The organism is Streptomyces sp. NPDC001381, assembly GCF_042895685.1.
Lineage (GTDB): Bacteria > Actinomycetota > Actinomycetes > Streptomycetales > Streptomycetaceae > Streptomyces.
Genome location: NZ_JBIAWO010000009.1, coordinates 45,553 through 57,880, shown reverse-complemented (window position 1 = coordinate 57,880; position 12,328 = coordinate 45,553). Strand labels below are relative to the sequence as shown.

Here is a 12,328-nt window from a genome sequence, read left to right as displayed (position 1 = left end):
GAAGTCGATGAGGCGCGGCAGAGATGAACTGCCGTGCATGCAGGTCCAGCAGGACGCGGCCGGACTGGCCGCGAGCAGTACCCGCGGTATCCAGCAGTACAACCGAGTAATCGAAGGTAAAGGAGCAGACGCCATCAGGATCGCCCGGGCGAGGAAGAGTCCGCCCGGGTACCGCAGGCCCCGGATTGGAAGGTGGTCCCCGGTCACGCATCCGCGATCCCCGCAGTCCCGCCTCCCGGGCGGAACCTGCGGACGAAGAAGGCCGGCGCAGTTCGCCGGCAGATGGTGTTGAAAGCTCGGGGCCCGGGTGCCGTATGGCACCCGGGCCCCCCGACGCGTCCCGAAAGAAGAGGTCTATGCCCGCTGCCACACCCCGTCCCGCCGACAATCTCGACGACGACGACTACCCCGCCTACACGATGGGCCGGGCCGCCGACATGCTCGGCACCACTCCCGCCTTCCTCCGCACCCTCGGCGAACACCGCCTGATCACCCCCTTGCGCTCCGAAGGCGGCCACCGCCGCTACTCCCGATACCAGCTGCGCATCGCCGCCCGCGCCCGCGAGCTCGTCGACCAGGGCACCCCCATCGAGGCCGCGTGCCGCATCGTCATCCTCGAGGACCAGCTCGAGGAAGCCCGGCGCATCAACGAGCAACTGCGCGCCCAGGGCCGCGAGTCGCAGCCGAAGACCTCGGCCTGACGCCCGGGACCGGGTCGGGCTGCCGACGCGGCCGGTCTCGTCGTCCGGGTCATGTTCTCCCCCCTGTGCACGCACGCACCGCGTGACCGCTCCGCTTCCCGTGTCCGTTCACCGGTTGACGCCCGGCGCCGCGGTTCCCAAGCTGGGAGGTGGGGCTGGTGAAGGGACCGCGGTCGTGCGTGGTGGGCAGAGTGGGGTTCCCGGGCTGCTGACGGCTGCGGAGACGGCGGCGCCGGTGGACGCCGTCGACGTGGTCGCGCAGGACCTGCGGCGGCGTTTCGAGGCGACGGAGGTCTCCTTCCTCATCGTGGACCTGACGGGGAAGTCGGTGGCGCGACTGGCCAGCACCACCTCGGAGGACGGGCGGGAGGCGGAGCGCATCCCGATGTTCGGCAGCGTCTACGAGGAGGTCATCCGCACCCAGCGGCTGTACCAGGAGGCGACCGGCCGAGGACATCGGGTGATCGTGCCGGTCACCAACCGCGGGGACGCGATCGGGCTGCTGGAACTGATCCTGCCGACCGACCCCGGTGAGGACGTGCTCCACCAGGTCGGGGAGGCCGCCCACCTCCTGGCCTACATCGTGATCGCCAACGGGCGCTTCACCGACCTCTACACCTGGGGCAAACGCTCCCGGCCGCCCACCCTGGCAGCGGAGATCCAGTACCAGCTGCTGCCCCCGTCACTGTCGTGCGAGGCCGCGCAGTTCACCCTGAGCGGGAACCTGGAGCCCTCCGAGGACCTCAGCGGCGACACGTTCGACTACACCCTGGACCGCGACACCCTGCATGTGTCGGTGACCGACCCCATGGGCCACGACATCGACTCCGCACTGGCTGCCACGCTCCTGGTCAGCGCCCTGCGCGGCGCCCGCCGCGCGGGAGCCGGACTGGCCGAGCAGGCGCACCGGGCCGACCAGGCACTGATCGACCACGGCCGCGGTCACGCCACCGGGCAGCTGCTGCGCATCCATCTGCGCACCGGCCGGGCCCAGTTCGTCAACGCCGGTCACCCCTGGCCGCTGCGCATGCGCGAGGGGGACGTGGAGACGATCACCTGCGAGGTGGACCATCCCTTCGGCATGTCCGAGTTCGCGCCCCAGCCCTACCGCGTTCAGGACCTCGATCTGCGCCCCGGTGACCGCCTGCTCATGTTCACCGACGGCATGCTCGAACGTCACGGGGAGACGGTCGACCTGCCCGCCCTGCTGAAGCACACCCGGGACCTGCACCCGCGGGAGACCGCGCTGGCGATGACGTCGGCGGTCCGGGACGCCGCCGACGGCCGGCTCGCGGACGACGCCACCCTCATGTGCCTGGACTGGCACGGCCCCCAGGAGACCCAGCGGCACGTCAGCTCCGGCGCGGACGCCCGGCAGGCCTCGGCCGCCCGCCCCAGGCGGCAGCCGTGACCGGGACGCTCCCGGCCACGGACGCATGACCGGGGCGCTCCAGGTCACTCGCCTCGCACGGTCCGGGGAGCTTCCCGTGGCCGGCGGGCGATGTCGTCGCCCGCCGGCCCGACCGCGACGTCCGGGCTACCGCTTCTTGGCGTCGGCCCACGCGTGCTGGGCCGCCACGTCGGCCTTCACCTCGGCCAGCTGGACGGCCACCGCGCTCGGGGCGGTGCCGCCGCGGCCGTCACGGGAGGCCAGGGCGCCGGGGACGTTGAGGACGGTGCGGACCTCGGGGGTGAGGTGGGCGGAGATCTTCGCGAACTGTTCGTCCGTCAGCTCGTCCAGTTCCCTGCCCTCGGCCTCGGCGACCTTGACGCACTCCCCCGCGACCTCGTGCGCGACCCGGAAGGGCACGCCCTGCTTGACCAGCCACTCGGCGATGTCGGTGGCGAGGGAGAAGCCGGCCGGGGCCAGTTCCTCCATGCGCTCGCGGTTGACCGTGAGCGTGGCGATCATGCCGGTGAAGGCCGGGAGGAGCACCTCGAGCTGGTCGCAGGAGTCGAAGACCGGCTCCTTGTCCTCCTGCAGGTCGCGGTTGTAGGCGAGGGGCAGGGCCTTGAGGGTCGCCATCAGGCCGGTGAGGTTGCCGATGAGGCGGCCGCTCTTGCCGCGCGCCAGCTCCGCGATGTCCGGGTTCTTCTTCTGCGGCATGATCGACGAGCCCGTGGAGAACGCGTCGTGCAGCGTCACGAAGGAGAACTCCTTCGTGTTCCAGATGATGATCTCCTCGGCGATCCGGGAGAGGTTGACCCCGATCATCGCGGTGATGAAGGCGAACTCGGCGACGAAGTCGCGCGAGGCCGTGCCGTCGATGGAGTTGCCGACGCTGCCGTGCTCGAAGCCGAGGTCCGCGGCGACCGCCTCCGGGTCCAGGCCGAGGGAGGAGCCGGCCAGGGCGCCGGAGCCGTAGGGCGAGACGGCGGTGCGCTCGTCCCACTGGCGCAGCCGCTCGGCGTCCCGGGACAGGGACTGCACATGGGCGAGGACGTGGTGGGCGAAGAGCACGGGCTGGGCGTGCTGGAGGTGGGTGCGGCCGGGCATCGCGACGTCCGGGTGCGCCTCCGCCAGGCCGATCAGTGCGTCCTGGAGCTCGGCGATCAGGCCGCCGACGATCCGGGCGTGGTCGCGCAGGTACATCCGGAACAGGGTGGCGACCTGGTCGTTGCGGGAGCGGCCCGCGCGCAGCTTGCCGCCCAGGTCGGGGCCGAGGCGCTCCAGGAGCCCGCGCTCCAGGGCGGTGTGCACGTCCTCGTCGGCGATCGTGCCGACGAAGGAGCCGTCGGCGACGTCCGCCTCGAGCCGGTCGAGTCCGGCGATCATCCGGGTGAGTTCGTCCTCGGTGAGCAGGCCCGCCTTGTGCAGCACGCGTGCGTGGGCGCGCGAACCGGCGATGTCGTAGGGCGCGAGCCGCCAGTCGAAGTGGACGGACGCGGACAGCTTGGCCAGGGCCTCGGCGGGGCCGTCGGCGAAACGGCCGCCCCAGAGCCGGACGTCACCGCTGTTGCTGCTCACTTGCGTTGCTCCTCACGCCACAGTCAAGGTCATGCATGATTATGCAGCCCCCTGCATGATTCGTCAATTCTACGGGTTCCGCGGAGATCTTCAGAGATTTTGAAGTCACCTTGAACAACGGCAACCGCTTACCCGTACTCACACCCGAACGCCGGCGCCGCGTTCGTCAACCCACTCCTGACCCAAGTGAGGCATCCGCATGTCCAGGGCTCTTCCGAAGTACAACAAGCGTCGTGTGGCGATCATCGGCGGCGCCGCCGCTCTGGCCCTGACCGGCGCCGTGGTCGTGAACTCCGCCCTCGCGGGGGAGTCCAAGAGCGGCTCGACCAACGCCCAGACGCTCGCGGCCGGTCCCGGCACGATCGTGTGCCCGGACGTCGCCTCGAAGCTCCCCGCCGTCCCCGCCTCCGCCAAGGCCGAGGTCGACCGCAACCTCGCCCTGCTCCAGACCCAGATCCAGGAGGCCAACACCCGCCTCCAGAACACCGTCGGCCAGGGCGGCCCCAACTTCGTGCAGAACGCCATCCTCGGCCCCCTGAAGGACAAGCGGGTGGCGACCGTCAACCGCATCGCCACGGCGATCGGCCGCACCGCCGCCAAGCCGACCGGTCTGGACGCGCTCGCGCCCTGCGCGCTCAACGCGGGCGGCGCGGCGAACACCGGCGGCGCGGCGGCCGCCACCCCGAGCGCGTCGGCGACCCAGGCCGCCGGCAACGCCGGGAACACGGGCAACGGCAACGCGGGCAACGGGAACACCGGCAACGCCGGCGCGGCCGGCACCATCACCTGCCCGGACGTCGCCTCGAAGCTCCCCGCCGTCCCCGCCTCCGCCAAGGCCGAGGTCGACCGCAACCTCGCCCTGCTCCAGACCCAGATCCAGGAGGCCAACACCCGCCTCCAGAAAACCGTCGGCCAGGGCGGCCCCAACTTCGTGCAGAACGCCATCCTCGGCCCCCTGCAGGGCAAGCGCGCCTCCACGATCGACCGCATCGCGATCTCCATCGGCCGCACCGCCGCCAAGCCGACCGGCCTGGACTCCCTGGCCGCCTGCACGTTGAACAAGTGACGTGACAGGCGCGGTGGCCGCCCCGAGGAAGCGCCGGCCGGGGCGGCCGCTGCGACAGGTCCGCACACCAGGCGCACCCAGCGAGGGAATCTCCTGCTCCCTCGGACGCGTGAGCGGCTTTCCCCGATAATCCTTGGACATGGGAAAGACCTATGAGCGCATCGACGGCAGGCTCCGTACGTTCATCGAGGAGCAGCCCCTCTTCTTCACCGCCACCGCCCCGCTGGCCGCGGACGGCACGATCAATCTCTCCCCCAAGGGCCTGAAGGGTTCGTTCGCGGTTCTCGACGAACGCACCGTGGCCTACCTCGACTTCGCCGGATCCAACGCGGAGACCGTCGCGCATCTGCGGGAGAACGGGCGGATCACCCTGATGTGGTGCGCGTTCCAGGGCCCGCCGAACATCGTGCGGGTGCACGGTCGGGGGGAGCCGGTCTTCCGGGACGACCCCCGCTTCAAGGACCTCCTGAGCCGCTTCCCCGGCATAGACCCGGTTCCGCACGGGCTGCGCGCGATCGTCGTCGTGCACGCCGACCTCGTGCGGGACACCTGCGGATACGCGGTCCCCTTCATGTCGTACGACGCGGACCGGGACCTGCACGCGAAGCGGTTCGCGCGGGAGGACGACGAGTCCCTGGACGCGTACTTCGGGAAGAAGGAGCACATCGCCACGAGCATCGACGGCCTCCCGGGGCTTCCGCTCCCTCTCCCGCCGACCCCCTGAACGGGCGCCCGCCGCTACGATCCCGCACCCGCCGTGTCAGGTCCTCGCCGGCAGTTCGACCGTGAACGTCGTCGAGGCCGGGCGGCTCCGCAGACCGACGCTTCCGCCGTGTGCCTCCACCACCGCCGCCACGATCGACAGGCCCAGGCCCGCTCCGGCGCCGCCGGGATCCGTGGAGCGGCGGCGGTCGGCCCGGGTGAAGCGTTCGAAGACGCCGGGCTGGATGTCGGCGGGGACACCGGGGCCGTCGTCGTGGACCCTGAGCACGGCCGTGTCACCGTCCGTCTCCAGGGTCACCGTGACCTGCGTGCCCGCGGGTGTGTGCTGACGGGCGTTGGCCAGGAGGTTGGCGAGCACCTGGTGGAGGCGGTGTTCGTCGCCGGTGACGGTGACCGGTTCCTCCGGGAGGTCGAGGGTCCAGCGGTGGTCCGGGCCCGCGGCCCTGGCGTCGGTCACCGCGTCGAGGACCAGGTGGGTGAGGTCCACGGGGCGTCTCTCCAGGGGGCGGCCGGCGTCCAGGCGGGCCAGCAGCAGCAGTTCGTCGACCATCTCGCCCATCCGGGAGGACTCCGCCGCGATGCGTTCCAGGGCCCGGGTCACCTCCGGGGGGACCGGGCCCGGGTGGAGCAGGGCCAGCTCGGCGTGGCCGCGCACCGAGGCGACCGGGGTGCGCAGTTCGTGGCTGGCGTCGGCGGCGAAGCTGCGCAGGCGTTCCTCGCTGGCGTGCCGTTTGGTGAGGGCGTCCTCGACGTGGCCCAGCATACGGTCGAAGGCCCCCGCCATCCGGCCCACCTCGCTGTGCGGGTCCGCCGCGGGGGCCCGTGGCGGCAGGGCCACCTCCCCGCTCGCCAAGGGCAGTTCGCTCACCCGCGTGGCCGTCGCCGCCACCCGGCTCAGCGGGCGCAGGGACCAGCGCACCCAGAGGGCTCCGAGCACGCCCGCGACCGCCAGGGCCACGCCGAAGACGATCGCGGCGACGAGTTCGAGGCGGTGGACCGTCGCCTCCACCGGCTCCAGCGGCAGACCGGTGACCAGTACGTCTCCGTCCAGTCCCGCGGTCGCCCGGACCCGGTACTCGTCCAGGGCGGAGAGGTGCACGGTGTGGGCCCGGCCGTCGGCCGGCAGCGCGGCGAGCGCGTGCTGGTCGGCCTCGCTCAGGTCGACCGTCAGGTCCGTCGTCTCGGCGCCCGCCGAGGGGACCACGGCGGCGTTGGTCACGGTGCCGTTCACCAGCCGCGCGCCGAAGGTGCCCACCGCCTGCCGCCGGGTGTCGCCGCGCTCGTCCCCGTCGTGGTCGTCCGGCGGCAGGCCGCCGTGCTCCAGGCTGGCCGGGAAGCGGACGCCGACCTCGCTCAGCTGCTCGTCGAGGCGGCTGGTGAGGAAGCCGTTCAGCCCCACCACCGCGGCCACGCCCACCGCCGCGCAGCTGACCGCGAGCAGCACCAGCAGGCCGGCGGTCAGACGGGCCCGCAGGGTGCGGGGCCACAGGGTGCGCGGCAGCGGGACGCGGGGCAGCGGGATCCTCATGAGACCGCCGGCTTCAGCACGTACCCGGCCCCGCGCACGGTGTGGATCATCGGCTCCCGGCCCGCGTCCACCTTCTTGCGCAGGTAGGAGATGTACAGCTCGACGACATGGGCGCGGCCGCCGAAGTCGTACGACCACACCCGGTCGAGGATCTGTGTCTTGCTCAGCACCCTGCGCGGGTTGCGCATGAGGAAGCGGAGGAGTTCGAACTCGGTCGGGGAGAGTTCGATCAGCTCGCCCGCACGGGTCACCTCGCGGGCCTCCTCGTCCATCACCAGGTCGCCGACGACCATCCGCGGGCCCTCCTCCTGCTGGCGGGCCATGCCCGCGCGGCGCAGCAGTCCGCGCAGCCGGGCGACGACCTCCTCCAGGCTGAAGGGCTTGGTGACGTAGTCGTCGCCGCCCGCCGTGATGCCGGCGATCCGGTCCTCCACCGCGTCCCGCGCGGTGAGGAAGAGCACGCAGACGTCCGGTTTCACCGTGTGCAGGGAGCGCAGGACGGCGAAGCCGTCGGTGTCGGGGAGCATCACGTCCAGCACGACCGCGTCCGGCATCAGCTCCCGGGCCGCCGCCACCGCGGACGCGCCGTCGCCGGCGGTGCGGATCTGCCAGCCCTCGTAGCGCAGCGCGCCCGAGAGCACCTCCGCGAGGTCGGGGTCGTCGTCGACGACCAGGACGCGCAGCGGGGTGCCATCGGGGCGGGTGAGGGCGGGGCGCCCGGAGCGGGTGGTGTTCATGGCTGTATCCAGGATCGCCCCTGGCCGGCCCGACCGGGGTCTGCGCACGCTCTGAGTTTCCTCTGAGTCCGCCGTGCGGGGCGGCCGCTCAGAGCGATCTCAGAGGTTCTCCGCGCACAGTGGCGTCGTCCCGGCACCGCTTCGGAAGGACCCGCGACATGACCACCCTGTACGAGCGACGGACCGCGCCCGCCCTGGTGCCGGCTCGCCGGCGCTCCCCCGCGGGCCCCGTGCTCGCCGTGCTCTGGGCGGGGGCCGCGGCCGTGCTCGCCCTGTGGTGGTCCGACACGGGGTCCGTGGTCGGTGCGGCGGGCTGGCTGACCGGGGCCGGGCGGATCGCCGGGCTGCTGAGCGGTTACGCCTGCGCGGTGCTCGTCGGCCTGATGGCGCGCGTGCCGGTTTTCGAACGGGGGATCGGATCCGACCGGGTGGCCCGCTGGCACGCGATGGCCGGCCGCTACACGATCTGTCTGCTGCTCGCGCACGTCGTGCTGATCCTCGCCGGGTACGCCGCCCAGGACCGCCGGTCGCTCGTCGACGAGACCCTGTCCGTGGTCCTCGACTACCCCGAGATGCTGAAGGCCACCGCCGGCACGGTGATCCTCCTCGCGGTCGGCGTCACCTCCGCGCGGGCCGTGCGCCGCCGTACCGGCTACGAGTTCTGGTACTACGTCCACCTCCTCACCTACGCCGCCGTGTTCCTCGCCTTCGGCCACCAGCTGGCCCTGGGCGACGACTTCAACGGTCATCCGGTGGCCACGGCCGCCTGGTACGCCCTGTACCTCGGGGTCGCGGGGCTGGTGCTCTGGTTCCGGGTCCTGGTTCCCGTACGGCTGAACCTGAGGCACCGGCTGCGGGTGGAGTCCGTGCAACGGGAGGCGCCGGGGGTGTACTCCGTCGTCGTACGCGGCCGGCGGCTGGACGAACTCGGGGCGCGGGCCGGGCAGTTCTTCCGCTGGCGGTTCCTCGGGGCGGGTCTGTCCCGGACCTCGACGCCGTACTCGCTGTCGGCGCCGCCCCGCCCGGACCTGATGCGGATCACCGTCAAGGCGCTCGGTGAGCACAGTGCGCGCGTCGCCCTGCTGCGGCCCGGCACGCGCGTGTGGGCGGAGGGGCCGTACGGCGCGATGACCGCGGACCGGCGCACCGCGCCCAAGTCGCTGCTGATCGGGGCGGGTGTCGGCATCACGCCGCTGCGGGCGCTGTTCGAGACGCTGCCCGGCGAGGTGACCCTGCTGTACCGGGCGCACTCGGCCGAGGATCTCGCGCTCGGCGCGGAGCTGGAGGCGATCGCGCAGTGGCGGGGCGCGCGGGTGCTGTACGCGCTCAACGGGCCCCAGGGGCAGCGGCCCGACCTGAGCGCCGCGTCGCTGCGCGCGGCGGTGCCTGACCTGGCCGGCCACGACGTCTACATCTGCGGTCCGCACGGCTTCGCCCGCGGCGTGTACGAGGCGCTGCACGCGGCCGGGGTCCCGGACCGGCGTATCCACCACGAGTCGTTCGAGCTGTGAGGTCATCCCCGTGCACGCGCTGAAGAAGAACCGGCCCTTCCGCAGGATCATGCTGGCCAGTGCCGCCACCGTGTCCGGTGTGGTGATGCTGCTGACGCTGAAACCGCACACGGCGCCCGAGTCGGTGTCGGTCACGGCACCGGCGCCGTCCAGCAGTTCGAGCACGTCCGGCTCGGGCACGGTCAAGGGCAGCAAGACCGTCACCGGTGAGTCCGTGCAGACCCGCTGGGGCCCGGTCCAGGTGCGGATCACCGTCGTCGACGGCAAGATCACGGACGTCACCGCGGTGACGTACCCCCAGGAGAACCCGCGCGACCAGCAGATCAACGCGTACGCCATCCCCCGGCTGCGGAGCGAGGCGCTGGCCGCGCAGAGCGCGGAGATCGACACCGTTTCGGGAGCGACGTACACGAGCGACGGTTACCGGCAGTCACTCCAGTCCGCGCTGGACTCCGCGGGGCTCTGAACACAAAGCGGTCGAGGCACGTATCTGTGGGCGCCAAGGGTCAAGTCCCCACGGAGGAACCGTGACCACCACGATCGCAGGCGGACGTGCCGCCCGCCGCCAGACGATGCGCCGCATCCGCCCGCGCCGATCCCCGGCCGTCCCGTTGCTGCTCGCCGTATGGGCGGGCGCGGCGGGCGTGCTGTGGCTGTGGTGGGCCAACACGCCGAACATCGCGGACAACAACAGCAAGATCCTCAACGCGGGACGGATCACCGGTCTGCTCGCCGGCTACATGATGGCGCTCGTCGTGCTCCAGATGGCGCGGGTGCCGGCTCTGGAGCGGCGGGTGGGCTCGGACCGGGTGGCACGCTGGCACGCGATGAGCGGCCGCTACACCCTCAGCCTGACCTTCGCGCACGTGTTCCTCATCATGTGGGGGTACGCGCTGCAGGCCGGCAAGTCGCTCGGCGACATCGTCCAGCAGACGATCGACTCCATCAACCAGCTGCCCGACATGGGCAAGGCGGCGATCGGCACCGGTCTGCTGCTGATCATCGGGCTGGTGTCGATCGGCGGGGTGCGCAAGCGGATGCCGTACGACACCTGGTACCACATCCACCTGATGACGTACGCCGCGGTGTTCCTGACCTTCTGGCACCAGATCACCACCGGCAACGACTTCGCGATCGAGCCCGCCGCCAAGACCGTCTGGTACGGGCTGTACGGCTCGGTCACCGCGCTGGTCGTCTGGTACCGGATCCTCACCCCGATCCGGCTGAACCTCCGTCACCGGATGTACGTCGAGGCGGTCATCGAGGAGACGCCCGGCATCGTGTCGGTGCTGATCGGCGGGCGCAAGCTGCACCGGATCGGCGCGGAGGCCGGGCAGTTCTTCCGGTGGCGGTTCCTGGCCCCGGGGATGCGGTTCAGCTCCCACCCGTACTCGCTCTCGGCGAACCCTCGCCCCGAGCTGCTGCGGATCACGGTCAAGGCGATCGGTGACCACAGCGCGGCGCTGCGCGAGCTGCGGCCCGGCACGAAGGTGTGGGCCGAGGGCCCCTACGGTGCGATGACCGCGTCCCGCCGCAGCCGCGGCAAGGTGCTGCTGGTGGCCGGCGGTGTGGGCATCACGCCGATGCGGACGCTGTTCGAGACGCTGCCGGGCGCGCCCGGTGACATCACGCTCCTCTACCGGGCCAACAGCACCCAGGACCTGGCGCTGTGGGACGAACTGGCGAAGATCGCCGACGAGCGCGGGGCCCGGCTGATGTACGCGGTCAACAGCCCCGACGGGGCGCGGCCCGACATCTCGGCGGAGTCCCTGCAGCGCAAGATCCCCGACATCGACGACCACGACGTCTTCATGTGCGGGCCCAACGGCTTCGCCCAGGGGGTGTACGAGGCACTGCGCGGCGCCGGGGTCCCGGCCCGCCGTATTCATCACGAGTCGTTCGAGATGTGAGCGACCAACCCTCCGCAGGACCCTCGGCATTCGACGTGAATCAGGAGCTCAGGAAGAGATGAGGAAGAGCCACCCTCTTCGGCGGGTCGTGCTGGCCAGTGCCGCCACCGTGTCCGGGATCGTGCTGCTGCTGTCGCTGAAGCCGTCGACCGACCCGACGTCCACCCAGGCGGCGGGCGCGGGCGCGGCGGCGCAGGAAGCGGCGCAGGGCGGATCCGGCGCGGTCGTCTCCGGCACCATGACCGGTGACGCGGTCAAGACGCAGTACGGCAACGTCCAGGTGCGCATCACCGTCGTCAACAACAAGATCACCAAGGCGGAGGCCGTCCAGGCGCCGTCCGGCGGAACCAGCACCCAGAAGACCGAGCTGGCCATCCCCAAGCTGAACGCCGCGGTGCTCGCCCAGCAGACCTCGGAGATCGACACCGTCTCCGGGGCGACCTACACGAGCGAGGGCTACAAGAAGTCCCTGCAGTCGGCCATCGACAAGGCGAACGCGAGCGCGGGGTCCTCCCAGGGGTCCGGCTCGGGCAGCGCGCAGGTCTCCGGCACCTTCACCGGTGACGCGGTCAAGACGCAGTACGGCAACGTCCAGGTCCGTATCACCGTCGCCGGCGGCAAGATCACCAAGGCGGAGGCCGTCCAGGCGCCGTCCGGCGGAACCAGCTCGCAGAAGACCGAACTCTCCGTCCCCAAGCTCAACCAGGCGGCGGTGGCCGCCGGCAGCGCCGACATCGACACCGTCTCCGGAGCCACCTACACCAGCGAGGGCTACAAGAAGTCCCTGCAGTCCGCGCTGGACCAGGCGAAGGAGAAGGCCGGGTCGTCGTCCGGCGCCGGGTCCGACGCCGGGTCCGGCTCGGGGGCCTCCTCGGGCGCCGCCCAGGCCTCCGGCACCTTCACCGGCAGCGTGGCGCAGACGCAGTACGGGCCGGTGCAGGTCCGTATCACCGTCGCCGGCGGCAAGATCACCAAGGCGGAGGCCGTCCAGGCGCCGTCCGGCGGAACCAGCTCGCAGAAGACCGAACTCTCCGTCCCCAAGCTCAACCAGGCGGCGGTGGCCGCCGGCAGCGCCGACATCGACACCGTCTCCGGAGCCACCTACACCAGCGAGGGCTACAAGAAGTCCCTGCAGTCCGCGCTGGACCAGGCCGGTGACTGACACGGTGGCCGAGTCGGCAGCA

At 71.7% G+C, this 12,328-nt stretch carries 11 protein-coding genes; 8 read left to right on the top strand and 3 right to left on the bottom strand.

What is annotated here, in order from left to right; genetic code table 11:
- Positions 1–356: 356 nt before the first annotated feature.
- Both ACFY2L_RS30920 and ACFY2L_RS30915 read left to right on the top strand, forming a co-directional pair.
- Positions 357–701, top strand: coding sequence for a MerR family transcriptional regulator (locus ACFY2L_RS30920; RefSeq protein WP_390660852.1), 345 nt, complete (start codon positions 357–359; stop codon positions 699–701).
- 175 nt (positions 702–876) lie between these two features.
- A complete protein-coding gene (locus tag ACFY2L_RS30915) occupies positions 877–2,112 on the top strand; it encodes a PP2C family protein-serine/threonine phosphatase (protein WP_390660851.1) in 1,236 nt (411 codons plus the stop codon).
- Between the two features lie 126 nt (positions 2,113–2,238).
- Here ACFY2L_RS30915 and argH read toward each other — a convergent pair whose 3' ends face one another.
- Positions 2,239–3,669 (bottom strand): argininosuccinate lyase, encoded by a 1,431-nt coding sequence (gene argH / locus ACFY2L_RS30910; protein ID WP_390660850.1) that lies wholly within the window; start codon positions 3,667–3,669, stop codon positions 2,239–2,241.
- Positions 3,670–3,868: 199 nt separating this feature from the next.
- On the opposite strand from argH, the gene ACFY2L_RS30905 reads away from it, so the two are divergent.
- Together ACFY2L_RS30905 and ACFY2L_RS30900 are read left to right on the top strand one after the other, a co-directional pair.
- Positions 3,869–4,735 (top strand): hypothetical protein, encoded by an 867-nt coding sequence (locus ACFY2L_RS30905; RefSeq protein WP_390824028.1) that lies wholly within the window; start codon positions 3,869–3,871, stop codon positions 4,733–4,735.
- Positions 4,736–4,874: 139 nt separating this feature from the next.
- A complete protein-coding gene (locus ACFY2L_RS30900; RefSeq protein ID WP_390824027.1) occupies positions 4,875–5,459 on the top strand; it encodes a pyridoxamine 5'-phosphate oxidase family protein in 585 nt (194 codons plus the stop codon).
- Positions 5,460–5,495: 36 nt separating this feature from the next.
- On the opposite strand, the gene ACFY2L_RS30895 is transcribed toward ACFY2L_RS30900, so the two are convergent.
- Entirely contained in the window at positions 5,496–6,986 is a 1,491-nt protein-coding gene (locus ACFY2L_RS30895; protein ID WP_390824026.1) for a sensor histidine kinase, read from the bottom strand.
- Positions 6,983–7,723 carry a response regulator transcription factor gene (locus ACFY2L_RS30890; protein WP_390660846.1) on the bottom strand — a complete coding sequence of 247 codons (741 nt, stop codon included), beginning with the start codon at positions 7,721–7,723 and terminating at the stop codon, positions 6,983–6,985. The genes ACFY2L_RS30895 and ACFY2L_RS30890 overlap by 4 nt, the downstream gene beginning before the upstream one ends.
- A 158-nt stretch (positions 7,724–7,881) precedes the next feature.
- Between ACFY2L_RS30890 and ACFY2L_RS30885 the strand changes: the two genes are divergently transcribed.
- The 4 genes from ACFY2L_RS30885 to ACFY2L_RS30870 all read left to right on the top strand — a co-directional run bounded on the left by ACFY2L_RS30885 (position 7,882) and on the right by ACFY2L_RS30870 (position 12,306).
- Positions 7,882–9,234, top strand: a complete 1,353-nt coding sequence (locus ACFY2L_RS30885; protein ID WP_390824025.1) for a ferric reductase-like transmembrane domain-containing protein — start codon at positions 7,882–7,884, stop codon at positions 9,232–9,234.
- Between the two features lie 10 nt (positions 9,235–9,244).
- On the top strand, positions 9,245–9,700 hold the full coding sequence (locus tag ACFY2L_RS30880; RefSeq protein ID WP_390660844.1) for an FMN-binding protein: 456 nt from the start codon (positions 9,245–9,247) through the stop codon (positions 9,698–9,700).
- Between the two features lie 61 nt (positions 9,701–9,761).
- Positions 9,762–11,144, top strand: coding sequence for a ferric reductase-like transmembrane domain-containing protein (locus tag ACFY2L_RS30875; protein WP_390660843.1), 1,383 nt, complete (start codon positions 9,762–9,764; stop codon positions 11,142–11,144).
- A gap of 58 nt (positions 11,145–11,202) precedes the next feature.
- Complete coding sequence (locus ACFY2L_RS30870; protein ID WP_390824024.1) at positions 11,203–12,306, top strand: FMN-binding protein; 1,104 nt, start codon at positions 11,203–11,205, stop codon at positions 12,304–12,306.
- The last annotated feature ends 22 nt before the right edge of the window (positions 12,307–12,328 follow it).

Bases quoted from the DNA above. Each gene is read 5' to 3' on its own strand.
- ACFY2L_RS30895 (WP_390824026.1), bottom strand. From the start codon at position 6,986: ATGAGGATCCCGCTGCCCCGCGTCCCGCTGCCGCGCACCCTGTGGCCC.
- ACFY2L_RS30905 (WP_390824028.1), top strand. From the start codon at position 3,869: ATGTCCAGGGCTCTTCCGAAGTACAACAAGCGTCGTGTGGCGATCATC.
- ACFY2L_RS30885 (WP_390824025.1), top strand. From the start codon at position 7,882: ATGACCACCCTGTACGAGCGACGGACCGCGCCCGCCCTGGTGCCGGCT.
- ACFY2L_RS30920 (WP_390660852.1), top strand. From the start codon at position 357: ATGCCCGCTGCCACACCCCGTCCCGCCGACAATCTCGACGACGACGAC.
- ACFY2L_RS30890 (WP_390660846.1), bottom strand. From the start codon at position 7,723: ATGAACACCACCCGCTCCGGGCGCCCCGCCCTCACCCGCCCCGATGGC.
- ACFY2L_RS30900 (WP_390824027.1), top strand. From the start codon at position 4,875: ATGGGAAAGACCTATGAGCGCATCGACGGCAGGCTCCGTACGTTCATC.
- ACFY2L_RS30870 (WP_390824024.1), top strand. From the start codon at position 11,203: ATGAGGAAGAGCCACCCTCTTCGGCGGGTCGTGCTGGCCAGTGCCGCC.